The organism is Nocardia sputorum, from assembly GCF_027924405.1.
Lineage (GTDB): Bacteria > Actinomycetota > Actinomycetes > Mycobacteriales > Mycobacteriaceae > Nocardia > Nocardia sputorum.
In genome coordinates this window covers 4367628-4392415 of record NZ_AP026978.1, presented here as the reverse complement: position 1 = coordinate 4392415, position 24788 = coordinate 4367628, and the positions used below count along the sequence as shown (strand labels likewise).

22 protein-coding genes and 1 tRNA gene are annotated in these 24788 nt (G+C 67.4%); 13 read left to right on the top strand and 10 right to left on the bottom strand.

Going from position 1 to position 24788, the window contains the following annotated elements; translation table 11 throughout:
• Positions 1-1496 precede the first annotated feature (1496 nt).
• Positions 1497-1844 carry a helix-turn-helix domain-containing protein gene (locus QMG86_RS19770; protein ID WP_350356336.1) on the top strand — a complete coding sequence of 116 codons (348 nt, stop codon included), beginning with the start codon at positions 1497-1499 and terminating at the stop codon, positions 1842-1844.
• Positions 1845-2206: 362 nt separating this feature from the next.
• Positions 2207-3343: a tyrosine-type recombinase/integrase gene (locus QMG86_RS19765; RefSeq protein WP_281873947.1), complete on the top strand. Its 1137-nt coding sequence runs from the start codon at positions 2207-2209 to the stop codon at positions 3341-3343.
• A gap of 86 nt (positions 3344-3429) precedes the next feature.
• On the opposite strand, the gene QMG86_RS19760 is transcribed toward QMG86_RS19765, so the two are convergent.
• From QMG86_RS19760 to QMG86_RS19740, 5 genes are all read right to left on the bottom strand, one after another.
• Positions 3430-3503, bottom strand: a tRNA-Pro gene (locus QMG86_RS19760).
• A gap of 159 nt (positions 3504-3662) precedes the next feature.
• A complete protein-coding gene (locus tag QMG86_RS19755; protein ID WP_281873946.1) occupies positions 3663-4466 on the bottom strand; it encodes an SDR family oxidoreductase in 804 nt (267 codons plus the stop codon).
• Entirely contained in the window at positions 4463-5083 is a 621-nt protein-coding gene (locus tag QMG86_RS19750; protein ID WP_281873945.1) for a TetR/AcrR family transcriptional regulator, read from the bottom strand. Before QMG86_RS19750 ends, QMG86_RS19755 begins: the two co-directional genes overlap by 4 nt.
• 109 nt (positions 5084-5192) lie before the next feature.
• Entirely contained in the window at positions 5193-6377 is a 1185-nt protein-coding gene (locus tag QMG86_RS19745) for a cytochrome P450 family protein (protein ID WP_281873943.1), read from the bottom strand.
• 615 nt (positions 6378-6992) lie between these two features.
• Positions 6993-7724, bottom strand: coding sequence for a GNAT family N-acetyltransferase (locus QMG86_RS19740; protein WP_281873940.1), 732 nt, complete (start codon positions 7722-7724; stop codon positions 6993-6995).
• A gap of 157 nt (positions 7725-7881) precedes the next feature.
• Between QMG86_RS19740 and QMG86_RS19735 the strand changes: the two genes are divergently transcribed.
• The 3 genes from QMG86_RS19735 (at position 7882) to QMG86_RS19725 (ending at position 10288) form a co-directional block, all read left to right on the top strand.
• Positions 7882-8457, top strand: a complete 576-nt coding sequence (locus QMG86_RS19735) for a TetR/AcrR family transcriptional regulator (RefSeq protein ID WP_281873939.1) — start codon at positions 7882-7884, stop codon at positions 8455-8457.
• A 74-nt stretch (positions 8458-8531) separates the two neighbouring features.
• A complete protein-coding gene (locus QMG86_RS19730) occupies positions 8532-9320 on the top strand; it encodes an oxidoreductase (RefSeq protein ID WP_281873938.1) in 789 nt (262 codons plus the stop codon).
• Positions 9321-9463: 143 nt separating this feature from the next.
• On the top strand, positions 9464-10288 hold the full coding sequence (locus QMG86_RS19725) for an MBL fold metallo-hydrolase (protein WP_281873937.1): 825 nt from the start codon (positions 9464-9466) through the stop codon (positions 10286-10288).
• Positions 10289-10336: 48 nt separating this feature from the next.
• Here QMG86_RS19725 and QMG86_RS19720 read toward each other — a convergent pair whose 3' ends face one another.
• Entirely contained in the window at positions 10337-11368 is a 1032-nt protein-coding gene (locus QMG86_RS19720) for an amidohydrolase family protein (protein WP_281873936.1), read from the bottom strand.
• Between the two features lie 176 nt (positions 11369-11544).
• On the opposite strand from QMG86_RS19720, the gene QMG86_RS19715 reads away from it, so the two are divergent.
• Genes QMG86_RS19715 through mhpA form a run of 3 tightly spaced genes read left to right on the top strand, consistent with a single transcriptional unit; the run spans position 11545 to position 15154 of the window.
• Positions 11545-12408 (top strand): alpha/beta fold hydrolase, encoded by an 864-nt coding sequence (locus tag QMG86_RS19715; RefSeq protein ID WP_281873935.1) that lies wholly within the window; start codon positions 11545-11547, stop codon positions 12406-12408.
• Entirely contained in the window at positions 12408-13415 is a 1008-nt protein-coding gene (locus QMG86_RS19710) for a VOC family protein (RefSeq protein WP_281873934.1), read from the top strand. The genes QMG86_RS19715 and QMG86_RS19710 overlap by 1 nt, the downstream gene beginning before the upstream one ends.
• Positions 13412-15154, top strand: coding sequence for a bifunctional 3-(3-hydroxy-phenyl)propionate/3-hydroxycinnamic acid hydroxylase MhpA (mhpA, locus tag QMG86_RS19705; protein ID WP_281873933.1), 1743 nt, complete (start codon positions 13412-13414; stop codon positions 15152-15154). Before QMG86_RS19710 ends, mhpA begins: the two co-directional genes overlap by 4 nt.
• Before the next feature lie 40 nt (positions 15155-15194).
• On the opposite strand, the gene QMG86_RS19700 is transcribed toward mhpA, so the two are convergent.
• A complete protein-coding gene (locus QMG86_RS19700) occupies positions 15195-15833 on the bottom strand; it encodes a TetR/AcrR family transcriptional regulator (RefSeq protein WP_281873932.1) in 639 nt (212 codons plus the stop codon).
• Between the two features lie 633 nt (positions 15834-16466).
• Between QMG86_RS19700 and QMG86_RS19695 the strand changes: the two genes are divergently transcribed.
• On the top strand, positions 16467-17378 hold the full coding sequence (locus QMG86_RS19695; protein WP_281873931.1) for a class I SAM-dependent methyltransferase: 912 nt from the start codon (positions 16467-16469) through the stop codon (positions 17376-17378).
• Positions 17379-17423: 45 nt separating this feature from the next.
• On the opposite strand, the gene QMG86_RS19690 is transcribed toward QMG86_RS19695, so the two are convergent.
• Complete coding sequence (locus QMG86_RS19690) at positions 17424-18674, bottom strand: alkane 1-monooxygenase (RefSeq protein WP_281873930.1); 1251 nt, start codon at positions 18672-18674, stop codon at positions 17424-17426.
• Between the two features lie 557 nt (positions 18675-19231).
• The gene (locus tag QMG86_RS19685) at positions 19232-20533 is read right to left on the bottom strand and encodes a lipase family protein (RefSeq protein WP_281873929.1); all 1302 of its coding nucleotides are present in this window, start codon (positions 20531-20533) and stop codon (positions 19232-19234) included.
• Positions 20534-20723: 190 nt separating this feature from the next.
• Between QMG86_RS19685 and QMG86_RS19680 the strand changes: the two genes are divergently transcribed.
• The 3 genes from QMG86_RS19680 to QMG86_RS19670 all read left to right on the top strand — a co-directional run bounded on the left by QMG86_RS19680 (position 20724) and on the right by QMG86_RS19670 (position 22441).
• Positions 20724-21263, top strand: a complete 540-nt coding sequence (locus QMG86_RS19680; protein WP_281873928.1) for a TetR/AcrR family transcriptional regulator — start codon at positions 20724-20726, stop codon at positions 21261-21263.
• Between the two features lie 114 nt (positions 21264-21377).
• Positions 21378-22034: an SRPBCC family protein gene (locus QMG86_RS19675; RefSeq protein WP_281873927.1), complete on the top strand. Its 657-nt coding sequence runs from the start codon at positions 21378-21380 to the stop codon at positions 22032-22034.
• Positions 22034-22441 carry an ArsR/SmtB family transcription factor gene (locus tag QMG86_RS19670; RefSeq protein ID WP_281873924.1) on the top strand — a complete coding sequence of 136 codons (408 nt, stop codon included), beginning with the start codon at positions 22034-22036 and terminating at the stop codon, positions 22439-22441. Before QMG86_RS19675 ends, QMG86_RS19670 begins: the two co-directional genes overlap by 1 nt.
• Before the next feature lie 23 nt (positions 22442-22464).
• On the opposite strand, the gene QMG86_RS19665 is transcribed toward QMG86_RS19670, so the two are convergent.
• On the bottom strand, positions 22465-23724 hold the full coding sequence (locus QMG86_RS19665; RefSeq protein WP_281873923.1) for a KasA/KasB family beta-ketoacyl-ACP synthase: 1260 nt from the start codon (positions 23722-23724) through the stop codon (positions 22465-22467).
• A 106-nt stretch (positions 23725-23830) separates the two neighbouring features.
• On the opposite strand from QMG86_RS19665, the gene QMG86_RS19660 reads away from it, so the two are divergent.
• Entirely contained in the window at positions 23831-24781 is a 951-nt protein-coding gene (locus QMG86_RS19660; protein WP_281873922.1) for a GlxA family transcriptional regulator, read from the top strand.
• Positions 24782-24788 lie beyond the last annotated feature (7 nt).

The window sequence follows — 24788 nt, the reverse complement described above, 5'->3', positions numbered from 1 at the left end:
TGCAGAGCTAAACGCGCATGCCCGACAGTGCCAGTTCTCGAAGGGCGGCGAGACATTAGGCTCGACGAGATGCAGGACCAGACCATCTTCAAGGCTCGCGTCAGAGCAGGCTTTAGATCAAACGACAAAAGTGAATGAAAATTGCCTTATCCGGCTAGGAAGTCGCTGGTCAACAAGTGTGCTCCCGCGCCTGCGGGGATGAGCCCCGGCGCGGCCGGTTTGCGGACGTGGTTTGCAAGTGCTCCCCGCGCCTGCGGGGATGAGCCCCGCGCATCCGCCAGCGGATCACCCGGCAGCTCGTGCTCCCCGCGCCCGCGGGGATGAGCCCTGCGACCCGGCGAATCCGCGGCATCGGTTCCTGTGCTCCCCGCGCCCGCGGGGATGAGCCCACCTCGGCGAACGCGTCGTCGATGCCGATCTCGTGCTCCCCGCGTCCGCGGGGATGAGCCCGGTCCGGCGGACTGGGCAAGGTCGAAGCGGTGTGCTCCCGCGTCTGCGGGGATGAGCCCTCGAAAGGCACTGGCGTCCAGCGCGGACGTGGTGCTCCCTGCGCACGCGGGATGAGCGCGGAGCGCTGAGCGACCAAGTGATTGATGCAGAGGCCCCCGCGCACGCGGGGTTTAACGTTTAGCTGAATTCCGACCCAGTCCGTCCGCGAGGAACCGGAGGGTCAATACCCAACCGGATGGGCCACGGGAATGGGCCCAACCGGGACGCATCGAACTCACCATCCATAGGGTTACTCGGGCCAGGTTAGATGCGGAGTTTCGGTGGCTGATGACAAGGTGATGACGCCGTCATCACCTATGCCTGTGATCCGCGTGTTTCATCTGGTGATGACCGTGTCATCGACTGGGGTGGTACATTTCGTACTGAAATGTAGCGACACGTCGTGAAACGGCAGTTGAGCGGCGGCGATGCAGTAAGGTCAGCTCGCTGACCAGGCCGTGTGCGGTGGTTCGCTCGGGGGTTAGATTCCCCCAAGCGGTAGTGGCCCCTTGTTCGCATTCCTCGTAAAACAGCCGTGGGGCGCGTGGTCTTCACCGTATTGCCGGGCGGGTGACCAACTCTGGAGCACCACCTCATCAGGGCCGGGGTGCAGCCGACGGAGAACCCGGTCCGGCCCGCCGCGGTGAAATCATGCAGTCCGTCGATGAGTCTAGGTCCACAACTGGATCAGCTTCCCACGCCTGCTGTTGTGAGCCCTATTGAGGCGCATCCCAATTGCATTGGCCTACGTGGAACGGAATGCATTTCGCGTGGTTTCCGGTCGTTCGCAACGCGGAGTTGATCAGTCCGAGCCGCTACGCCCCTGGACTGGGGCGGCTCGCTGCCTAGGGAGTGGGTGTCGCGGTCACGTCACTGTGCGCGGTCATGGCGGGCGTACTGATGACAGACTTCGGCTGCCACACTGCGGTCGAAAAGAACGGTGCTGCAGGAGGTTCGAACCGCCTCCGGATGGGTGGTCGTGGCATCAGGGACCGGTCGAGGGTTTAATGGTTGTCGGGTACGTCTGCTGCCAGGGGACTGGAGAGAGGTACCTCGTCATGTCCGAAAAGTCCCCGGCATCCCGTCCTACACCATCGCGGCCGACCCACAGGGGCGACGCAAGTTCCCGGTCCGAGCCCGTGCCTGCGGGTGACGATGTCTGGTTGAGTACGCGGGAAGTTTCGGAGCGGTTGAAGATTCCGCTCAAGACGTTGGCGTCGTGGGCATCCGCTGGTCGCGGCCCACGGTACGCGCGGATGGGACGCTACCGACGCTACCGACTCAGCGACTTGCTGGCCTGGGAGCAAGACCGACTCGATCGCGGTGGCGGAGCCGCCGGTTCTACGCACGGTTGAGCCACGCTCGGGCGGGCCGCTGCTGCATGAGCCTAGCGAGCTGTAAGCGTCAATCCGCATGCAGGCTATCTTCTAGCTACTTTTCACCTCTTGAGGCTCATGTGGTCGTCTGCCCATGCTTCCGCTGTGCGTTCACCTACGACTCGGCGTTTCCAGCGGTGCGGCAGCGCCGCCGATCGGGCCGTGGGCTGCGCCTGTGAATCGATGGTTATCCAGGTGTGGGGAAGGGTGTAATGGGTGGGAGGTTGCCGAAGCCGGTCGGGACGTTCGGGACACCGACGAGGCCGAAGAAGCAGAAGAACGGGCGGTACAGGACCACCGTCCGCTATTACGGTGCGGGTGGGTCGCAGCAGCTGGAACGGATGGGTGTCAGTGCCGACGACGCGAGAAACCGGTTGGCCGAGGCGATGCGGGATTTTCGTGAACAGCTCGGGCACGATCGGATCACCCGCAACACCAAGCTGGTCCAACTGGCGAAGGAGTTGCTCGACGAACTCGAGGCCGACGACGCCTACACCGCGGGCAACGTCGAGGACTACCGCCGCGAGATCTACGTCTCCAAGGACCGGCGCGCCAAGCGGGACACGATCAAGATCGAGAACTCGATCGGGAACCTGCAGATCTGGCAGGCCACCGCAGGCGAGCTCGACCGACACCTGAAACGACTGGTGTCGCTGGGGCTGCGGCGTAAGGCCAAGCAGCACAAGATCATCCTGCGGGCGATGATGCAGATCGCGGTCCGCCACGGCGTCCTCGACGCCAACCCGATCGACGGCGTGAGTGCCTTCACCCGCCGCCGCGTACCCGCGCGCGGCAAGGTCCAAGACCACGCTGCGCTGCCGGCGTTCCGGGCCCAGGTGCGAGCGTGGGCGCGTGGGGAAGCTATCCCGGGGACTCCGGCGTACAAGAGTGGTCCGCCGCGGGATTGGACGGTGGTGTGGGTGGTGGACGTGATCACCGGGACCGGGATGCGCCCGCATGAGGTCTTCGCCCTGCTGCTCGACGACATCGACCTCGACGCCAGCGATCCGTACCTGGACGTGACCGGCACACTGGTCGAAGAGAAGGGCGCCGGAGCCGGAGGGTGGGTGCGCAAGCCGGCGCCCAAGTCGGAGAACGGCTGGCGGCGGATCCTGCTGCCCGAACACGCCGTCGAAGCGATCCGGGAGGCGATCAAAGACCTCGAGGTCACCGACCGCCCGAACCCTATGGGCTTGTTGTTCCCGGCACGCAACGGGTCGCTGCGCAACCCGAACAACTTCGGGCGCACCTGGCGGGCCGCGCGCGGTGAGGACTTCGCCTGGGTTACCCCGCGAACCTTCCGCAAGGGCGTGGCGACCGCGGTCGATCACGCCTTCGACGACCCCGAACGGGCAGCCCGCCAGCTCGGCAACACCCGCGAGGTCGCCAAGACCCACTACATCGACGTGCCTGAGACCGTGCCCGACAACCGTGCTGTCCTGGAAGCCTGGGCGCGTGGGCAGAGCCCGAAAACGTGAGATTTCTGTGAGATGGGTCGAATCCCGGCACCCCTCCACGGAACGAGAAAACCCCTTCCGACGCTGGTCGGAAGGGGTTTTCTGTGTCGGGCTGACAGGATTTGAACCTGCGACCACTTGACCCCCAGTCAAGTGCGCTACCAAACTGCGCCACAGCCCGTCGCGTCCGCTGTGCGGGCGCTCGAAGAGATTACCGCACGAGGGTGGGGCGGTGCTAATCGCCTAGTCAGAGTGGGTTGTGGTGCCTGGCGGGGTGGGCGGTGGCTTGGGCTCGCCGGTGCGGGCGGGGGCCGTGGCGCGGGGGCTGAAGGCGGGGCGCTCAGCGATAGTCGTCCACGTGGTCTACCGCCCACTGGGCGAAGGTGCGGGCGGGGGTGCCGGTGATCGATTCGGAAGTGGGGCCGACGGGGCTCGGTTCCGTTCCGGCCTTCGCCCACAGGTCGAGGACCGGGCGGTAGTAGATGTCGGCCGCTTCCTCGTAGCTCAGTTCGATCAGGTTGATTCGCTCGCCCAGGGCAGCGGCGATGGCGGCGACCTGTTGGCGATGCGAGAGGGATTCCGGGCCGGTCAGCGGGTAGATTTTGCCCGCGTGGGAGGGGTCGTCGAGCGCTGTGATAGCCGCGGCGGCGATGTCGGCCTCATGGATCGGGGTCAGTTGCAGGTCCGGGAAGGGGACGCGGACGACGCGGTCGGCCTTGATGGTGGAGAACCAGAAGCGGGCGTTGGCCGCGAAGGCGCCGGGCCGCAGGACGGTCAACGGCAGGCCGGACGCGCGTAGCGGGTTCTCGACCGCGAGATGCCTTGCGCCGATGGGGTTGTGGTCGTTCTCGGCCGCGATGGAGGACAGCAACACGATGTGGGCGACTCCGGCGGCCTTCGCGGCGTCGACGAAGTTGTCGATGCCCTCGGCGGCGGCGTAGCAGAAGATTTTATCGACACCCGTGAGGGCGGCGGTGACCGATCCGGGGTCGGTCAGGTCGAGCCCGACGAGGTCGACGCCGTCCGGCACGGTGGTTTCGGCCGGTTGGGAACTGGCCGCCCGCACCGGCTTTCCGGCTTCGCGCAGTTGATCGACGACGGCGCGGCCGACGATGCCGCGAACGCCGGTGACGAGGTAGGTCATGGGGTTTCTCCTTCGGAAGGGGAATCGGTGAGATGGGCGAGAATGCGGCGCAACTGTGCGCCGTAGCGGTGCTCGAACTCGGCGGACTGGGCATCCACGCCGAACAGTTCGCGAACCTGCACCGGTAGCAGCAGGGGGGCGATGACCATCCCCATCACCGCGAGCTGGAAGGCGGCGGGGTCGAGGTCGGCGGCGACCTCGCCGTCCTCTTGCCTGCGCCTGGTCGCGGCGAGATCGCTCCGTGATATCGGGTGCTCGCCGGGCGGTGCGGCATCCGACAGTCCGCGCCACATGAGCAGGCGGATGCCGCGCGGGTCGCGCAACCCGTCGCGCAGATAGTTCGTGACCACCTCCGCCAACGGCAGCGCCGGATCGCTGAATGCGGCCTCGCGCTCCAGCCAGCTCTGCTGGAGCGCCCGGTACAGGCCTTCCTTGCCGCCGAAGTAGTAGGTGATCAGCTGCTTGTTGACGCCGGCTCGTTCGGCGATGTCGCCGACTCGGGCGCCGGCGTAGCCCTTTGCGGCGAACTCGTCCAAGGCCGCTTCGAGCAGACAGCGTTTCGTCCGTTCGGCGTCGCGGACGCGGTGGGCGGGATCCGGGGTGCGATGACTCGGCACCTCCCCAGAGTAGGGCGTTATTTTACAGATGGGTAATTGTTTTAGACATTCAGGTGATTCGTAACAAGCCTCTCGCTCGCCGCGGGGCACCGGCACCCACCTGTGGGTCTCAGAGCAGAGCGAGGGGCGGCGACTCCGGAAAAGTGACCGGGACGGTGGCCGGTGCCCGGTGGAAGGAGCTCGGCAGCCACTTCACTTCCGCGGCGGGGATCGCGAGCCGGATCTCCGGTAGCGCGTCGAGCAGCTGGTCGAGCGCCTCTTGGACGATGACCATGGCGACCGACTGGGCGGGACAGGTGTGCGGACCGGCGCCCCAGGCCAGGTGGGAGCGGTTGCCCTGGCGGTCGCCCGCTACCGCCGTGGGATCGTTGTTGCAGGCCGCCAAACCGATCAGTACCGGTTGATGTTGCGGCAGCCACACGTTCCCGACGATCTGCGGCTGATTCGGGTATCGCACACACGAATTCGCCGTCGGGGGATCGGTGAACAGCACCTCGTCGATGGCGTCGCGGGTGGACAATGCTCCGCCGAGGAGTTCGCCGCCGAATCGGTCATCGGTCATCAGCAACAGCACGGTGACCGCGATGAGGTTCCAGGTCGGCTCGGCCCCCGTGGTGTACAGCGAGGCCATCTGATGGACGAGTTCGGTTTCGCTGAGCCGAGCCGGATGCTGGACCAGCCAGGACGCCACGTCTCCGGCAGGCGCTGCCCGCTTGGCCGCGATCACCTCGAGCATGGCCGCGTTGAGCGTTCGCCGGTTCTCGTCCACCGAGCCGGGGTCGACGGCGTCGCGCAGGTTCATCATCGCTGTGTAGGCGTCTTCGCGGATTTCCGGTGGGAATCCGAGTACTTCCTCGAGCACGCGGACGGTGAGCGGAATCGCGTACTCGTTGAGCAGATCTGCCGCACCGGCCGCGCAGAAACCGTTGATCAGCGACACGGCGGTGCGTTCCACTGTGTCGCGCAGCCGGTGCAGATCGATCCGGTCGAGGCTGCCGGTGACCGCGTTCCGGTAGCGGGCATGCTCGTCTCCCGCTGCGCGCGAGGCGTCCGGCCGCCACCGCATCGTCCACGGCACCGGGCACTCCGGCGGCACATGCTGTTCCCATTCGCTCGGATCGGCGGAGAAACGCGCCGAGTCGGTGAGGACGTCCAATGCTGTTCGGTAATCGATGATCAGAGTCGCCGACACATCCGGCGCTACTTCGACCGGGACGAGCGGGCCGTGATCGCTTCGCATCTGCCGGTACGCGGCATGGGGGTCGGCGGCGAACTCGTCCGAATACAGCTTCACGTGTGCGCACCGGAGGGCTCGAAGGGCAGCGAAAAGGAAGGGGGAATAGTCACAACGGACTCCTGGAGGAGGAATGCGAGATCGACGGCAGACTCCGCACGGCTTCTCTGGCGTAGGCGGATCCGGCCGGCGTGGACAGCCGGTCGGCTACCGAAGGAATGCGTGTGCGAGAAGCCGCTGAGGCGCCGCGGGGGAGAATGGTCGCAGGCCTGCTGGGCGGGTCGTGTATCCCGACGATCCGTGTGCCCGGTGCCACCTCGACACGTCTGAACTCCCCTGCTTACGTCGCCGGCAATTGGCGCTGCGGCCGGACCCTGCCGTCATACCGACCGGTCTACCAAAAGTGTTCTACCGCAGCATAATTCGACTTACGTCGCGGAAGCATACCCAACTCTGTCTGGATCCGCAGCGCGAACTGTCCGAGACGGCAAACGTCGGTGGACCGGCGCGCAGTGCTTCAGCGCCGGTCGGTTGTCTGTCGAACTGATCGTCCGTCGGATATGCGCTGGATTCAGCGCATCTGTATCGAATTCGGCCACCGCGCTCTGTGGAACGCCCGTCCCGGGCCGTCGAAAAGGAGTGATCGAACTCTCAGTGGCAACCAGCCGGCACGCGTCAGCGCAGGGCACTGCCGAACGACGTCGGCGCCTGCACGACCGTCAATTTCGAGCGTCTGCGCAGCGTGAAGCCCAGCGTCTCGTACAGACCGATCGCTGTCGTATTGCGGGCCAGCGCGTGCAGGAACGGGGTCTCGCCGCGCGCGCGGATGCCTGCGCCGACCGCGCGGATCAGGCGGGTGGCGAACCCGCGGCCCCGGAATTCCGCGTCGGTGCACACGGCGCTGATCTCGGTCCAACCCGGCGGGTGCAGGCGCTCTCCGGCCATCGCGACCAGTCTGCCGCCGACCCGCAGGCCCAGATAGGTGCCCATTTCGATGGTCCGCGGCGCGTAGGGGCCCGGTTCGGTGCGGGCGATCAGTTCCAGGATCTCGGGCACATCGGCCGCGGTGAGAACTTCCAATTCCGGGTCCTGGGCGACGCGCAGCGCGGCGCCGTCCATTTGTACCGAGTCCATCTCCTCCAGCACTGTCCAGCCGTCCGGCGGCACGTGGCCGTGGCCGCGCAAGGCGGTACTGCCGCCCGGTCCGAGCAGTGTGGCCAAGTCGGCCCAGTCCTGCGCGTTCAGCACCGGCGGATGGCCTACGAACCTGGCGACCTGCGGGTCGTAACGGCCGATCCGTCCCACCCAGCCGGCGAACCGGCGGTGCGCGCCACGCAGCGACGCCCTGACCGGGTCGTCGAGCGGGTGTAGTGCGGTATCGGCGTCGATGGTCGACTCAGTGGTCACCGCGCGCTCCTCCGTAACAGCGTCCTGCCGGGAAGGTTAGCCGGGCGCATGACCGACGGGCATCGTTGCGCTCAGCGCGATCCGATAGCGCCACTGGCCACGGAAACGGCCACCGACTTTGTTGACCCAAAGGTCTAAAACCGTTACTGTTCCGGTCATGGGCAGGCCGCGCAACTTCGACCCCGACACGGTGGTGGAACGGGCCATGGAGGCGTTCTGGACCCATGGGTACGCCAACACCTCTCCCGCGCAGTTGGCCGATGCCACCGGTATCGGGAAGGGCAGTCTCTACCACGCTTTCGGCAGCAAGCGCGCGTTGTTCGACCGGGCTCTGGACCGCTACGACCGGCTGGGGGTCGAGCTGGCCGCCGACATCCTGACCCGCCCGGGCACCACCCGTGAGTGCGTGGCCGCCTTCCTGCGCGGAATGGTCGACGCCGATCTCGCGCAGCCGGTTCGGCGCGGCTGCCTGGCGGTGAACACGGCCATGGAATTGGCCGGGCACGATGCGGAGATCACCCGGGCGGTGCGCACCATGCAGGACCACGTGATGGCGGCGTTGGAGGCCCGAATCGACCAGGGGCGGCGCGACGGTGACGTGCGCGCGGACACCGACCCGCGGGAGATGGCCGAATTCCTGATGAACACCATCGTCGGCCTTCGCGTGATGGCGAAGACCTACGACGCGCCCACCTTGCATCGCATCATCGACACCGCTCTGACCGGCCTCTGAATTCCGCTTTCCACCGCCGCCGCGCTTGCTGCCCATATTTTTGACCTGTAGTTCAAGAAAAGAGAGGATCAATCATGGATCTCGAACTGTCCGGCAAGACCGCCGTCGTCACCGGCGCCAGTCGCGGCATCGGCCTGGCCGTCGCCGAAGCGTTGTCCGCCGAAGGTGTCCGAGTGGTCGGCGCCGCGCGCACCATCACCCCCGAACTCGAAAAATCCAGTGTCGCTGCGATTTCCGTCGATCTTGCCACCTCGGCGGGAGCGGCCCGGCTGATCGGCGCCGCACTGGACGAATTGGGCGGCATCGACATCCTCGTCAACAACGTCGGCGCCGTGAACGCCGCTCGTCTGGAATTGGGCGGCTTCCTCGACGTCGAGGACGAGCAATGGCGAGAACTCTTGGATCTGAATTTGTTCAGCGCCATCTGGATCACCCGCGCGGCCCTGCCCAGCCTGCTGGAGCGGCGCGGCTCGATCGTCACCGTCTCATCGATCAACAAGCATCTCCCGGCCGCTGGACCGGTCGGTTACAGCGAGGCCAAGGCCGCGTTGACCGCGCTCACCAAGCGGCTCAGCGAGGAGTACGGCCCGCGCGGGGTGCGGGTCAACACCGTCTCTCCCGGTGTGGTGGGCACGCCGATGTGGCGCGGACCGCACGGCGTCGGCGCCAAGTTCGCCGCGGCGCAGGGCGTTTCGCAGGAGGAATTGCTCGCGGCCGTCCCCGAGCAGTTCGGCATCGCGTCCGGCCGGATCAGCGAACCGGAGGAGGTCGCCGCCCTCGTCGCCTTCCTCGCGTCGCCGAAAGCCGCCAATATCGTCGGTGCGGACTACGTCATCGATGGCGGCACCTTGAAGATCGCCTGATATCGGTCGAGGAGGCGGCGAACGGCGCGCCGAACCTGTTCGCGCACTGCCGTTTCGGGTCACAAGCATGCTCGGCGTCTGTCGCGCGCGACGACACGGGCGAGTAGGGTGGCTGACCGGACGGCGCGGATAGGAGCGGACTGGTGCGTGTCCATCATTTGGATGCCGGGGGGACACGTCCTTTCGGAGGCCGTTTGTTCGACGGCCGGCCGGGGGTTCGGCGCAGGGCCGTCGGCGCGTGTCACTGCTTGTTGATCGAGCACTCCGCCGGATTGGCCCTGATCGACACCGGATACGGCGAACAGGCGCTGATCCGGCCGGAGGCCTGGGTCGGGCGGCAGCTCATCCGGCAATCTAACCCGGCCCTCGACCACCCGATCGCCCGGCAGATCGAGGCGCTGGGCTTCGCCCGCGACGACGTCCGGGACATCATCGTGACGCACCTCGATCTCGACCACGCGGGCGGCCTAGCCGATTTCCCCGCGGCCACCGTGCACGTCCACCGTGCGGAGTTGGACGCCGCCGAAGGGGCCTACGGCCGTCGTGAAGAATTCCGCTACCGCCGAGCGCAATTCGAGCACGGACCCAAGTGGTCGGTTTACGACGAATCCGACAGCAGTATGTCGAGCTGGTTCGATTTCCGGGCGGTCCGCGAACTGCGGGGCCTGCCTCCGGAAATACTCCTCGTTCCCCTGGCCGGACATACGCGCGGTCATGTCGGTGTCGCTGTCGACACGGGAAACGGTTGGTTGTTGCACGCCGGCGACGCCTACACCTATCACGGACAAATGTGTGCCGAGCCGTTCATGCCTTTGGGCACGCGAATTTTCCAGTGGTATGTGGACACCGAGCGGCAGTCTCGGATCGAGAATCAGCAGCGGCTGCGCGAACTCGTCCGTGACCACGGCGACGTGGTGACCGTGTTCTCCGCGCATTGTGCGACCGAATTCGAGCGGCTGAGCCTCTGACGCCGGACCGCCGATCCACCCGACGGTCGGACGATCCGACCCGCCGGTTCAGCGGCGGGCCATCGCCTTGGCCACACTCCGGAAGAGTTGGTGCCGCAAGGCCGCTCGCGCCCTGGTGAGCAGCGGTGGCTCCGGCGTCGGCGCGGCGTCGCCGAACTTCGGAAACAACGCTAGGGCATTGTCGCGCTGTATATTTCGCCGCGTGGTGTCGTCACATCCGGAAAAGGTGTCGAGCCCGGCGTTGAAATAATGGACCGCGGGCTCCGGGGCGAAGGGCCAGTCGCTGCCGTAGAGCACGTGCCCGGGTTCAGCGAACGCGAGCAGGCTCGGTAACGTCGCGGCGCCGGCTGACAACGCTGTGTCGAAATAGAATCCGGCGAAATCGTCGAGGATGTCCAACGGGCTGCGCCCGGTGTCGTTGACGATGGCCAGCGCCATGCGGTGCGCGGCGTACGGGACGAACCCACCGGCGTGACTCAGGATGAAACGGATGTTGGGATACCGGCGCCGGATGCCGTTGCGCACGAGGAGGAAGGCGGCCCGGGTGGTGTCGAGGAGGAAATCCGCGGCGAACGGCGGAACACCCGGCACGGCGGGCGCGGGCAGGTCGGCCGGATGGACGAACGCGACGGCCGCTCTCCGGTCCAGCACCTGGAAGAGGGCGTCCTGCCCTTCTTCGCCCAAATAGGTCCCCGCCGCGTTGCCGAGCAGCACGACACCGTCGGCGCCCAGGTCGTCGAGGGCGCGCTCGGCCTCGGTGGCGGCCGCGTCGACGTCCGGCATGGCGAGGGTGGCGAGGAAACCGAACCGGTCGGGGTCGGCGTGCGCCAGCGCGGCGGTGTCGTCGTTGAGCGCGCGGGCGAGCGCGGCCGCCTGGGCCGGATCGGCCAGGAAGGTGGTGCCGGGAGTCGACACCGACAGCACCGCCGCCGCGATCCCGGCTTGCGTCATCAACGCCCGCGCCCCTTCGGCGCTCCACTCGGGCAGCGCACGTCCACCGGGAGCGGTGAGACCGTGCTCCCGGAGCGCGTCGGCGTAGCTCGGAGGGATCAGGTGCTGATGCACATCGATGCGGTTCATTGAGCAGTCCTTTCTCCGGACGCGCCGGGTCCGATGGGTGCCCGAAGGGTCCGAACCCTCACTCTGGCGCACCCCGGAGCGTCACGCAACCGATTCTGATGATTTCATCATTTTTGCTTGACAGAGTATTTCCGCATAACTGATGATTGCATCAGATCAGTGAATCGGAGGCAGTGATGACAATCGACAACGCCGCCGAGACCGGGCGGACTGTCCGGGTCGGCGCTCGGGACATCTTCTACAGCGAGGCCGGCGCCGGCGATGCGGTGGTGCTCTTGCACGGGGGTGGGCCGGGCGCGAGCGGCATGTCGAACTACGCCCGCAATGTCGCGGCGTTGGCCCGGCGTTTCCGGGTGATCGTGCCGGATATGCCCGGCTACGGGCGTTCGACGAAACACATCGATCAGTCCGACCCGTTCGGTGACTTGGCCGCGGCTATCGGTGGCCTGCTGGACGCCCTCGGCATCGGCTCGGCACACCTGATCGGGAATTCCTACGGGGGAGCGGCGGCGCTGCGTTTGGCGATGGACCGGCCCGAGAAGGTACGCAAGCTGATCCTCATGGGCCCCGGTGGCGTGGGCACCACGCGCTCGTTGCCGACCAAGGGCCTGCAGTCGCTGCTGTCCTACTACGACGGCGATGGGCCCAGCCGCGCCAAACTGGCCGAGTTCGTCCGCGAATACCTGGTCTACGATGCAGGCGACGTCGGCGAAGACGTCATCGACGAGCGTTACCGAGCCAGTCTCGATCCGGACGTGGTGGCCGACCCGCCCTTGCGGCGTCCCTCGGGCCCGTCGGCATTGCGGACGCTGTGGCGGATGGATTTCACCCGCGACCCCCGGCTGTCGCGAGTGCAGCATCCGACCCTGGTGATCTGGGGCGCCGAAGACAAGGTGAACCGGCCCGCGGGCGGGCGCATGCTCGCCGAGCGGATGCCGCACTGCGATCTGTACCTGGCGGCCGAGACCGGCCATTGGGTGCAGTGGGAGCGCGCGGAGCTGTTCAACGAGTTGGCCGGCGCGTTCCTGGGAGCGGTCTGATGCGCTCGGGCTCGGTGTTCGGTGCGGTGCACCTGGGCTACGTGGTGGTGCACTCCCAGCGGCAGGCCGACTGGCGCCGGTTCGGCGCGTCGGCGATCGGGATGCACGTCGACGAACTCGACACCGACGTGCTGCGCTTCCGATTGGACGACCACGCTTGCCGTTTCCTCATCCGGCGCGGCCCGGCCGAGGACGTCACCGCGCTGGGCTGGCAGGTCGACGACCACGAGACCTTCGAACGCATCCTCGCGCGGGTCAGCGACCGCGGCGTGCCGATCGAGGAAGGCACCGCCGAGCAGGCGGCCGCACGCGGCGTGCAGCGGCTGTGGCGCTTCCCGGGCCCCAAAGGCATCGCCACCGAAATCTTCGCCACCCCGGTGACGACTCCGGAGCCGCTGGAGATGATCGGTTCCGGCTGGGTCACGGGGGAGGCGGGGATGGGTCACGTGGCGATCGTTTCCCGCCAACCGGAGTCGATGCGCAGCTACTACGACACGGTGTTCGACGCGCGGTTGACCGACTACATCGATGAGAACGTCTCCGGCCTGAAGATGAAGATCCGGTTTCTCAGGGTGAACGAGCGCCATCACTCGATCGCGATCGCGAACCTGCGCGGGGTGAAGATCGATCCGCTGCGCACGCGCGTGCAGCACATCAACATCCAGTCCGCGAGCCTGGACGACATGCTGGCCGCGTACGGGCGGGTCACCGATCTGGGTTTCCGTATGGCGTGGTCGGTCGGCCAGCACACCAACGATCGTGAGCTGTCGTTCTATTGCGTGACGCCGTCGGGCTTCGAGCTGGAGGTCGGCTGGAATCCGGTGGTGATCGGTCCGGAACTGGAATCGACCTGGGAACCGAGCACCTATCACGGCATCAGCGTCTGGGGCCACACGACGGTGGGGGAGACGGTGCTGGACAAGTTCGCCCAATTCCGGCACGCCCTGCGGACCGTGCGCACACCGGAACCCACTGTTCCCCAACTGGCGGGAGGACCATCGCGATGAGCGTTTTCGATGTGGATGTCGTAGTGGTCGGCCTCGGCCCGACCGGGTTGACCTTGGCCAACCTGCTGGGACGGCGTGGGGTGCGGGTGCTGGCGCTGGAACGCGAACCGGAGTACTACGGGCTGGCTCGTGCGGTCTACACCGACGACGAAGGTATGCGAATCTTCCAGACCGCGGGCGCCGCGGACGAATTGGCGGCGGACATGAACATCGATTCGACCGTGCAGTGGGTGCGCGCGGACGGCTCGGTGCTGGCGCAGTTCCATCAGACCGATCGGCCGCTGGGCTGGCCGGTGGTCAATTTCCTGTACCAGCCGTATCTGGAGAACACCCTGGAACGGGCGCTCGGCCGCTATCCGCACGTCACGGTGCGGCGCGGCCGCGCGGTCGTCGATTTCGAGCAGGACGCCGACGGCGTGAGCGTCGAGCACGTCGAATGCCGGGGCACCGGATACGGCAAGCATCCGGCGGACACCGATCCGCGCACTGCCGAACGGGTGCGGGCCGAGTTCCTGGTCGGCTGCGACGGCGGGCGCAGTGTGGTGCGCACCAAGCTCGGTATCGAGATGTCCGGCACCAGTTTTCCGGAACGGTGGCTGGTGGTCGATCTGCGCGCCCGCGACGGTGTCGATGCCTTCCGGCATCTGCCGTACTTCGACTTCGTGTGCGATCCCGAACTGCCGATCGTGTCCTGCCCGCAGCCGGATCGGCATCACCGCTTCGAGTTCATGCTGTCGCCGTCGCAGACGAAGGAGGAGATGGAGGACCCGGACACGGTGCGCCGCTACATCGCCCGGTTCGTCGATCCGGACGAAGTGGAGGTGCTGCGCAAGCTGGTCTACACCTTCAACGCGGTCGTCGCCGACCGCTGGCGCGACCGGCGAATCCTCGTCGCGGGCGACGCCGCGCACATGACCCCGCAGTTCATCGGGCAGGGCATGAACTCCGGGGTGCGCGACGCGGACAACCTGTCCTGGAAGCTGGCCGCGATCCTGGAACACGGTGCGGCGCTGGAGATCCTGGACAGCTACGAGTCGGAACGACGGCCGCACGCCAAGGCGATGATCGATCTGTCCGTGCTGAACAAGAAGCTCGTCTCGATCGACAACAAGATGATCGCGGCGGGCAGGGACGTCGGTCTCACCACCGCCTTGCGGGTGCCCGGGCTCGGCGGCTGGATCCGCGGCGCGAAGATGAAACCGCGGCCGCGTTTCCGCCGCGGCGCATACCTCGGTCTACCCCGGCGCCGCCTGCGCGGTGTGGAAGGAACGTTGGCCCCGCAGCCGGACGTCCGCGACTACGACGGACGCCATCGGCGCCTGGACGACGTATTGGGGGTCGGGTTCGCGGTGCTGGGTTATGGGACCGATCCCCGCCGGGTTCTGGGGCCGGAGGATTCGGCGGTGCTGAGTTGTCTCGGCGCCGCTTTCGTAACCGTGTACCCGATCGGCGGACGCCCGCAGGGCAAACCGGGCGACGGACGTGACGACGTCATCGATGTCGAAGACCACACCGGCACGCTGACCCGATGGTTCGCCAAGGCGGGACTGCGCACCGGCGGCGTGGTCGTCCTGCGCCCCGACCGGTTCGTCTTCGGTGTCGCCGCCCCCGGTCGCGGCGGGCCGTTGGTCGCCGAATTGCGCCGGCAACTGGGCATATCCGCACTTCCAGGACGGCTCACGGTCGACCAGCCGGTCACCGGCGCCGACGGAACGCCGCAATACGAGGAGACTCGATGACCACCGGCGTGATCGGGGTAACGCCGCGCGCCGAACGCCTTCACAACGGCGGCTGGGGAGGAAGCGGCGCGGACACCAACTTGCGGGCCGAGCGTTTCGGCATCCCGAACATGCGCAGGACGTGGAAGGTCATCTCGTCCGACAGCGCCCCGGCATCGGCGTCGGGGCGCTGCTCGAGCAGCTGTAACAACCCCAGCAGCGCGCCGCCCGCGGCCATCACCGCCATCTCCGGATCCATCTCCTCGAACCGGCCCGCATCTTGGGCGGCGAGGATGTCGCGGCGCGCTCGAGGGGCCAGACCCTCGTCACGGGAGAGCACCGACATGCCCGAATGCAGGATGACCCGCACCATCTCGGGCACCTGCCGCTGCAACCGGCCGGTCATCCGGAAACTCACCGCGAACACCTCGGCCGGATCGTCGTAGAGCCGGACGATCTCGTCGCGCATCTGGGCGTAGACCTCCAGCGCCGAGCTCACCGCCTCGTCGAACAGCTGCTCTTTGGTCTGGAAGTGGTTGTAGAACGAGCCGAAACCGACGTCGGCGGCGTCGGTGATCTCTTGGATGCTCACCGCCGACCTGCCTTCCGACAGGAACTTCCGTGCGGCCGCCAGCAGCGCGTTGCGGGTGCGTTCCCGGCGTCGATCGGTCCGAGTACGTACTACCGGCTCCGCAGTCATCGACCTCTCCCACCTTCCCCATCGGTACGGGAATCATACCTGATCAAATGATCAGATCAGGAGTGGTCGTGCGCACGCCCCGACGTTCAGGGCGCCGCTTGTGATCGGGTGCCGAGCACCTGCCGAAAGGTCCCGCCCGCGAGCCGTGACAACGTCGTCACGGCGGCGTGCCGCACTCCGCGCCGAGTGGTGACCGATCCGTCCGAGGCCGGGCGGCAGGTGCTGGATGCGATATGAGGCAAATGTAGCTATCCGAGGGCATCCTGACCCGAGTAGTGCGCTACCTGACCTGTGCTGCCTTCCGCGCCCCGAGCGCACTTGCCCACGCGGGTACGCGCGGTCCTATGGCGGGGGCGAGGCCCGAGATCGCCCAGCGGTCGGGTGGCATGGTGGCGCCGTGTGTTTGCTGATCTGGCCGGTTACGAGAACAGGTTCTCGGGTGTCGAGGTAGCGTGAAGGAGTGCCGGCCGAGGTCCGGACACGTCGGCGACGTTGCTGTCGGCGCGGGAGTCCTCGTCGGCAGCGAGTGGTCGGTGCGTCTACGGACATCGTCGTCGCATCCGGCTGGAAGCCGTCACGGCCCGGCGGCTCCCGCTGAACAGCAGTGCTGGTTTGCGAGAAAGTTCCGCCGTCATGAGTGTTCAAGCCCCTCTCTACCGCGAATTCCTCTGCCGGGAAGAGCTGCCGGACGAGTTCTTCGGACTGTTCCTCGACCCGACCCGGACCTACAGTTGCGCGCTGTGGACCCACTCCGACGACACCCTGGAAAAAGCCCAGATGGCGAAGATCGATCTCGCCTTGGCCAAATGCGATCTGCAGCCGGGGATGACCTTGCTGGACGTCGGCTGCGGATGGGGTTCGACCATGCTGCGCGCCATGGACACCTACGGGGTGAACACGATCGGGTTGACCCGAAGCCGTAATCAGTACCGTTACGTGCGGGACATGCTCGTCGACCGGCTGATCCGTGGGCGCCCGTACGGCGGGGTGCGCGTGCAGGGCTGGGAGGACTTCGACCGGCGCGCCGACCGGATCGTGTGCATCGGAGCGCTGGAACACCTGCCGGTGGACCGCTACGGGGAGTTCTTCGATTTCGCCTACCGGATCATGCCCGCGGACGGGGTGCTGCTGCTGCAGACCGTGGTGAGTCACAGCCGCGACCATCTGCGGGCGCACGGAGGCCGGATCACCAGCGACGATTTCGCGTTCTTGCGGTTCCTGCGCGAGACCATCTTCCCCGGTGGCCAGCTTCCGCTACCGACCGGCCACCACCCCAAAGGGATCACCGAATACGCGGAGGACGCCGGATTCACCGTCGCCGACGTGCAGGCACTGGGTCCGCACTACACCACCACCCTGGACCGCTGGGCCGACGCCCTGCGTGAGCACCGGGATCAGGCGGTCCGGCTCGCCGGGCAGGACACCTACAACGCCTACCTGCGGTATCTGACCGGGTCCGCGGAGTACTTCCGCCGTGGACACACCGACGTCATGCAGTTCACCTGCCGCAAACCCGATGCTCGGCACCGATCCGCGCTGTTGTGAGCCCCGAGGTTCGGCTGCGGAGGGCTTGCTCCGCAGGAGGTGGCGTCACCGATTCGCCTCGGTTGGGAACCAGTCCTCGTCGGTGTCGGTGGACGGGTTCGAGCTGTGGGCGCGCGGGCTCGCATCCGTCGGCGCTTCCGCACGCGGACGCCGGATCGGCAGGACGAGCCTGCGCCTGTGGGGCTTGGTGTTGACCAGCGTGAGGTCGCCGTTGTAGTGGTCCAGGACGCGGTGGTCCATGACCGCGCGCCACAGCGGCGGGATCGCGGCGAGCACGACCATGGTGGCGTAGCCCGCAGGTAGCTGGGGCGCCACGTCGCAGCTACGGAGGGTTTGGTAACGGCGACCGGGATTGGCGTGGTGGTCGCTGTGGCGTTGCAGGTGGAACAGGAAGATGTTGGTGACCAAGCGGTCGCTGTTCCAGCTGTCGCGCGGCGAGCAGCGGGCGTACCGGCCGTCCGGACGCCGGGTGCGCAGCAGTCCGTAGTGCTCGACGTAGTTGACGGTCTCGAGTAGCCCCGCGCCGATGACCGCCTGAATGGCGAGATACGGGATCGTGCCGGGGCCGAAAACCACGATCAGGGTGGTGAACAGCGCCGCGCTCATCGCCCACGCTTGCAGGAGATGATTGCTGGGGCTGAGCCAGCGTTTGCCGTTGCGCGCCAGCCGCTTGCGCTCCAGGTCGAGAGCGGAGCGGAATCCCCCCGTTATCGTGCGCGGCAGGAATTGCCACAGCGATTCGCCGAAGCGGGCGCTGGCCGGGTCCTCGGGCGTGGCGACGCGGACGTGATGGCCGCGGTTGTGCTCCACGAAGAAGTGCCCGTACCCGGACTGCGCGAGCGCGATCTTGGCCAGCCACCGCTCGAGACGTTCGGAGCGGTGGCCGAGTTCGTGTGCCGCGTTGATGCCGATCCCCGAGACGAAGCCGAGGGTGACGGCCAAGCCGAGCTTGTCGGCCAGGCTCAGCTCATGGCTGGCCCACAAGTAGCAGGCGATGAGCAGGCCGATGAACTGCAGCGGCAGGAAGAGAAAGGTGCACCACCGGTAGTAACGGTCGTTGGACAACGCCTCGTAGTCTTCGTCGCGAGGGTTGCTTCCGTCGTCGCCGATGGTCCAATCCAGCAGCGGGATGATCACCAGCACGATGATCGGCCCGATCCACCAGAACACCTCCAGCCCGGTGTGTACCACCAGCTGAGAGGGAAGAAGCGCGCAACCCGGGGCGATCAGACCCAGAACCCACAGATAGCGTTTGGGGTCGCGGGCTTGCGTGTGCTCGAAGATCGTCATAGTCATCTCGCCGATCCGTGAGGACAACACTCAACCGACAGTTCCGACTGCGGAGAACACCTACACCGTGCACGCGATTCAAGAATAGCTAGAAGTTCGCTGGCTGGTGGCGATCCGTCGAAACCGTCGGCTGAGCGGGCAGTGCGCGCCGGTCCGCGCCGCCATGTCGGGGACGAGTCGATCCGGGCCGGATCTCCGAGAGTCACCGCTGTGCGCCCCTGAGCGGCTCAGGCCGGTGGGGATGAGCCAACTCCGACATTCGAACCTTTCTGTACCGAAATCGATCTAGCTGACGAACGGTGGAACAGCGACACGGCTGACTCGGTGCACATCATCCGCCGACTCCGGCGGGTTTATGAACGATTGCGGGTGAAGCTACTCGCCGCCTGGGGATTCGCGCGTCCCGGGCAGCAAGTCGGCCGCGGCTCGGTCGTGGGACCGAACCGCGGCCGACCACTGTGCGAAGAGATCACGGCGCTACGGGTGGAACCGCTGCGCGAGGCGCTGCGCCGAGACTCCGATCGAGATACCGACGGTATCCGACTGTTCGGTGTTTCCGCAAATCAGGGCAGTGCCCCGCAATTGGACGGTGCCGGCTGGTCGGCGAGCCGCTGTGTCATCCAGTCCTGTGATGCCACCAGGGACGGGAAGAACGCCAGCACGTGGGTGGCCCGCAACCCGCTGATGACGCTGGGAAGTTCGCCGTTCGCGTTCAATTGGACCGGCGCGCCGCCGCCGCACCATCCGGCGGCCAGTTCACGGACGGGCACGTAGGGCGCACCCTCGTCGATCGGGCTCGAGGCGATGAGGACGGGCACCCGCGGGGTGAGCGTTCCGACGCGCTGATCGTTGAACGCCGCCTTCAGGACCGGGGACTGATCGATCACCGCGGTGAGCGGCTGCCCGCTGGTGGTCCACTGCGAGGTGTTCGGGAACTGCTGGGCCAGTCCGAGCGGTACGGCGCACTTGTCCGCCGACTCGCGCAGGATCGCCTTACCGGTGTCGTTGAGTTCGGCGTCGAGCACCGGGCGCGTTTCGGGATAGTTCGCGGCGATGCCGTTGAGAATCCACGCGAAGGCGGGTCCGAGCGGAGCCCGGCCGTCGTTGAATCCGATGAAGTATTCGTCGTCCACGACCGGTCCGCCAGCGTAGGCGCCCCGCACGTTCAACTCGGGGGCGTAGCTCGGCTGCAGTTCGGCCGCGCCGGCGGAGGCCATGCCACCCTGGGAGTACCCGTACAGGATGACGGGCGAGCCGGGATGGAGGCTGGTGCCGGGCAATTGCAGCGCCGCACGCGCCGCGTCGAGCAGTGCGTACGCCTGTGATTTCCGGTTGAGATAGTCGTGCACCGCCGGTGTGCCCAGACCGTGGTAATCGGTCACCATCACCGCCATGCCCCGGGCCAGCAGTGTGTACAGCGCCAGCACGTCGTATTCGACGATGACGTCGAACGGGGGCTGGTATTGGATGAATTGCGCGAGCAGTTTCGAGGGCGCGCACTGATCGCCCTGCCCCTTCGTGCCGACCGCGTACGCGATCAGCGGGCGGTCGCCCGGACCGGTCCATGGCTGAGCCGGCTCCAGATAGGTGCCCACCACCGCCGCCCGCTCGCCGTGGGTATCACTGCTGGCATACATGATCCGCGTCGACGTCGCGGGGATCTGCCCCGGTTGTCCGGGGACCGAAATCGCCAGGCGCGACGCTTCGGCGCGGATGATGGAGCCCGGCGCGCCCGCCGGTGACGCGGGCGGAATGTAGAAATCGTCGCCGGCCACGGTCTCCGCGGCCGGTTCCGTCCATGCTTGCGGGGCGGCGATCGCCCCGCCCCCGACCACGAGGAAAGTTCCCGTCAAAGCTGTGGCCAATCTGAGTATTCGGCTCCTCACGATGCGATCCTTCCTGCGATTGGGATACCCAGGGCATCTAGAATCGGATACTGAGAGTATCTGTAAGGGGTAGAGATTGTCCGGGAATAGCGATGAGTGTCGGCCGCTTCGGGGGACAGGGCGTTCGCGGCCGACACGAGCGCAAAGTCAAGCGCGGACGCGCACCGTATTGATCGCGACCGCCAAACGGCTTTTTCTGGCGGACGGCTATCAGGCGACGACTCTGGAGAAGGTCGCGAAAGCGGCCGGTTTCACCAAAGGGGCGGTGTATTCGAACTTCCGCACCAAAGACGAGTTGTGTCTGGCCGTGCTCGACGAAATCCACGGCGAGCGGGCGGCGGAAGTCGCCGCGATCATCGCCGCGCCTACGGCCGCCGAGCGGCTCGAGCGGATGACGGAATGGGCCGAACGGGTGGTCGGTGATCCCGACTGGACGCGATTGGAACTGGAGTTCGGCGTCCAGGCGCGGCGCGACGAACACCTCCGCGCCGAACTCGCGACCCGGCTCGGCAACATCACGGGCATGGTCGGGGCGGCGTTGACGGCGACCGGCGATCACCCCGCGCCGATGCCGCAGGCGGAAGCCGCTGTCGCGGTGCTGGCGCTCGGCGTCGGGCTGGGCTTGTTCCGATCCATCGACCCCGGCATCCCGGTCGCGGGCATGATCTCCGCGCTGCGCGCCATCGCGGGGGTGTCCCCGAGCGGCTGATCGGCCGGCAGTTCGTCGGATCCATGGCCCGCATGCCGCGGCCGGATGCGGTCGGGTGCTTGCGCGCTCGCTGTCGCTCGCTAATATAAGTTAAAACTTATCAAGGAGGAGCTCATGCCGTTGTTGTCCGATCCCGCCGCCGTCGCCGGGCTCGTCACCCGTGAAGTCCGCACCGGATCGCGCGACGGCGCGCCGACCCGGATCGCCGTCGCCCGCCGCCGTTACCCGACCGATCAGGCGGATCTGTGGGACGCGCTCACCGATATCGACCGGATCCCGCGCTGGTTCCTGCCCGTCAGCGGTGACCTGCGGGTCGGCGGCCGCTATCAGCTCGAGGGCAATGCCAACGGTGTCGTCGAACACTGCGATGCGCCGGAACGGTTCGCCGTGACCTGGGAGATGGGTCCGCAGATCTCATGGGTGACGGTCACCCTCACGCCGATCGAGGACGGCACCGAGCTGGAGCTGCGGCACGAGGCCCCGGTCGCTCCGGAGTTCTGGGACCAGTACGGACCCGGCGCGGTCGGCGTCGGGTGGGATCTCGCTCTGGTGGGCCTCGGGCTGCATCTTTCGAGCGGAGCGCCGGTGGACGCGGCCGAGGCCCTTGCGTTCCCGACGACCCCCGAGGGCGTGACGTTCGTCCGGACGGCGGCGCTGGGCTGGGCGGAGGCTGCCGTCGGCGACGGTGACGAACCGGCCGCGGCGAACGCGGCGGCGCTGCGGACCGTCGACTTCTACACGGTCGTTCCCGAGGACGGCACCGAGTCCTGATGGATCGGGCTCCCGCACAGATCTTCGAGGCGCTCGGCGACCCGGTCCGCCGGTTCATCCTCGAATTGGTGGCGACCGAGGAACAGCCCGCGGGCGCGGTGGTCGCCGCCGTGCAACAGCACACGCGGATCTCGCAGCCCGGCGTCTCCCAGCACCTCAAGGTGCTCCGCGACGCCGGGCTGGTGCTCGTCCGCGCCGAGGGCACGCGACGGTGGTACGCCCTCGACCCCTCGGGCCTCGACGCCGCCCGAGCCTGGCTGACCGAGCTGGCGGACCCGTTGCACCGGTTCGCGCAACCGCTCGACGCGCTGGCGACGGAGATCGCGCGCGGAAAGCGCGCCCGTCGAAGCTCCGGAAGCGATCGAAGCGGCGAAGAGGAGTCCGGCCGCCGCGCCCGCCACGCGTGACCCTGCGGGTGACGGCTCTCCGGTCAGCAGCGGCCGAAGACGACCGCCGCGTTGTGGCCGCCGAAACCGTACGAGTTGTTCAGCGCGTACTCGATGTTCTGGGTGCGCGCGCTGCCGTGGACGATGTCGAGCTCGATCTCCGGGTCCTGGTTGTCCAGGTTCAGCGTGGGCGGCACCACTCCGTCCCGGATGCTGAGCACGGTCAAGGCGGCTTCGACCGCGCCGACCGCGCCGACCGAGTGACCCAACGCGGACTTGGGCGCGTAGACCGAGGCGTGATCGCCCACCGCCGCGCGGATGCCCTTGGCTTCCGCCAGGTCGCCGAACGGGGTGGCCGTGGCGTGGGCATTGACGTGGTCGATGTCGGTGGGGCTCACGCCCGCCGTTTCGATCGCGCGGCGCATCGCCCGGATGTTGCCCGCGCCCTCCGGATGCGGGAGGACCATGTGGTAGCCGTCGGCGGTCAGGCCCGCGCCCATCAGTCGTGCCAGCGGCTTGGCCCCGCGCGCCCGTGCGTGGTCCTCCGACTCCAGCACGAACAGCGCGGCGGCTTCGCCGAACACGAAACCGTCGCGGTCCCGGTCGAACGGGCGGGAGGCGCGCTCGGGCTCGTCGATCCGGGTGCTCAACGCCCGCATCATCGAGAATCCGGCCACGGCCAGCGGGTTGATCCGGCCTTCCACGCCGCCCGCGACGATGATGTCGGCCTCGCCCAGGATGATCGAACGCCACGCGTGCACCAGCGCCTCGCATCCCGACGCGCACGCCGAGACGGGGGTGATCACGCTGGCGCGCGCGCCGAGTTCCAACCCGACCACCGCGGCGGCGCCGTTGGGCATGGCCATCGGCACCGCGAAGGGGGACACCTTGCGGTAGCCCGCGTTCTGCATCTGGTCGTTGGACTCGATGATCGTGTCGGCGCCGCCGAGGCCGGTGCCGATGCAGACGCCGAGCCGATCGAGATCGACCTCGGGGCGGCCCGCGGTGTCCCAGATCCGGTTGCCCATGACATAGGCGATCTGCTGGACGTAGGACATGCGACGCTTCTGGACTCGGCTGAGTTCGTCGGTCGGATCGAGCTTGAACTGGCCGCCGATGTCGACGGGGACTTGGAAGCGCTCGAAGTCGGGGTCCTGCACCTTGGCGATCCCGGTCTCCCCGGCGAGCAGTCCTTTCCATGTCGCATCGGTGTCGGCGCCGACAGCGGTCGACATCTCCACGGCGGTCACGACCACACCCCGGAACCCTCCGTTGCTGGTGGAGAAGTCCGTCAAATCGGACATCAAACCCCTTCTTTCGGCTTGTCGGCTCGGATGCTCCAGCGAGGCTATGTGCGCGCCGGAAGGCCGGGGTAGTAGCCCGAGTGCCGATCACCGCTACGATCGGGCCATGCAATCGGATGGGGGCGCGCGCCGGGTGACCGTGGTCATCCCCGACGAAGTAGTCGTTCTGGATGCCGCGATCCCGATCGACGTGTTCGGCTCCGACCCCCACTACCGGCTGGAGGTGTGCACGGTCTCGCCGACGGCGCCGACGTCGGTGCCGGGGTTGTCCTGTGTGGCGGTGGCCGGGCTGGAGGCTCTGCGGCACGCGGAAACGGTGGTGGTGCCCGGCTACGCCTCCTACGCGACGCCGCCGCCGGAACCGGTGCTCCGCGCGCTTCGCGACGCCCACGGCCGAGGCGCGCGCATGCTGTCGATCTGCACCGGCGCGTTCGCGCTGGCCGCCGCGGGGCTGCTGGCCCACCGGCCCGCGACGACGCACTGGCGGGCCGCGGCGTTGCTGCAGAGCCGGTATCCCGACGTCGAGGTCCATGCCGATCGTCTGTTCGTGGACGACGGCGACGTGCTGACCTCCGCCGGCGTGACCAGCGGGATCGACCTGTGCCTGCACGTGGTGCGCAAGGACATCGGTGCGGCCGCCGCCAACGAACGTGCCCGCGACCTGGTGGCGCCACCGGTCCGCGAGGGCGGTCAAGCCCAGTACACCCGGCAGTTCCCCAAGCAGACCTCCGCGGGTGTGCTCTCCGAGACACGCGCGTGGATCCTCGCGAACCTCGACCGCAGGCATTCGCTCGAGGACCTGGCGAGGCGGTCGAATCTCTCGCGCCGCAGTTTCATCCGCCGATTCCGGGAAGAGACCGGAACCTCCACGCACGTCTGGATCACCAGCGCGCGCCTGAACCAGGCGCGAGAGCTGCTGGAGACGACCGAGCTGCCCATCGACCAGATCGGTTACCGCGTCGGCCTGGGCAACCCGGCCAATACCCGGGCGGTGTTCAAGCGCCATCTCGGTGTCAGTCCGGGGCAGTATCGGCGCACGTTCACGATCCGCGACTGACGGGTGC

Bases quoted from the DNA above. Each gene is read 5' to 3' on its own strand.
- QMG86_RS19770 (WP_350356336.1), top strand. From the start codon at position 1,497: ATGGTTGTCGGGTACGTCTGCTGCCAGGGGACTGGAGAGAGGTACCTC.
- QMG86_RS19765 (WP_281873947.1), top strand. From the start codon at position 2,207: ATGGGTGTCAGTGCCGACGACGCGAGAAACCGGTTGGCCGAGGCGATG.
- QMG86_RS19755 (WP_281873946.1), bottom strand. From the start codon at position 4,466: ATGACCTACCTCGTCACCGGCGTTCGCGGCATCGTCGGCCGCGCCGTC.
- QMG86_RS19735 (WP_281873939.1), top strand. From the start codon at position 7,882: ATGGGCAGGCCGCGCAACTTCGACCCCGACACGGTGGTGGAACGGGCC.
- QMG86_RS19730 (WP_281873938.1), top strand. From the start codon at position 8,532: ATGGATCTCGAACTGTCCGGCAAGACCGCCGTCGTCACCGGCGCCAGT.
- QMG86_RS19720 (WP_281873936.1), bottom strand. From the start codon at position 11,368: ATGAACCGCATCGATGTGCATCAGCACCTGATCCCTCCGAGCTACGCC.
- QMG86_RS19715 (WP_281873935.1), top strand. From the start codon at position 11,545: ATGACAATCGACAACGCCGCCGAGACCGGGCGGACTGTCCGGGTCGGC.
- QMG86_RS19710 (WP_281873934.1), top strand. From the start codon at position 12,408: ATGCGCTCGGGCTCGGTGTTCGGTGCGGTGCACCTGGGCTACGTGGTG.
- mhpA (WP_281873933.1), top strand. From the start codon at position 13,412: ATGAGCGTTTTCGATGTGGATGTCGTAGTGGTCGGCCTCGGCCCGACC.
- QMG86_RS19700 (WP_281873932.1), bottom strand. From the start codon at position 15,833: ATGACTGCGGAGCCGGTAGTACGTACTCGGACCGATCGACGCCGGGAA.
- QMG86_RS19695 (WP_281873931.1), top strand. From the start codon at position 16,467: ATGAGTGTTCAAGCCCCTCTCTACCGCGAATTCCTCTGCCGGGAAGAG.
- QMG86_RS19690 (WP_281873930.1), bottom strand. From the start codon at position 18,674: ATGACTATGACGATCTTCGAGCACACGCAAGCCCGCGACCCCAAACGC.
- QMG86_RS19675 (WP_281873927.1), top strand. From the start codon at position 21,378: ATGCCGTTGTTGTCCGATCCCGCCGCCGTCGCCGGGCTCGTCACCCGT.
- QMG86_RS19670 (WP_281873924.1), top strand. From the start codon at position 22,034: ATGGATCGGGCTCCCGCACAGATCTTCGAGGCGCTCGGCGACCCGGTC.
- QMG86_RS19665 (WP_281873923.1), bottom strand. From the start codon at position 23,724: ATGTCCGATTTGACGGACTTCTCCACCAGCAACGGAGGGTTCCGGGGT.
- QMG86_RS19660 (WP_281873922.1), top strand. From the start codon at position 23,831: ATGCAATCGGATGGGGGCGCGCGCCGGGTGACCGTGGTCATCCCCGAC.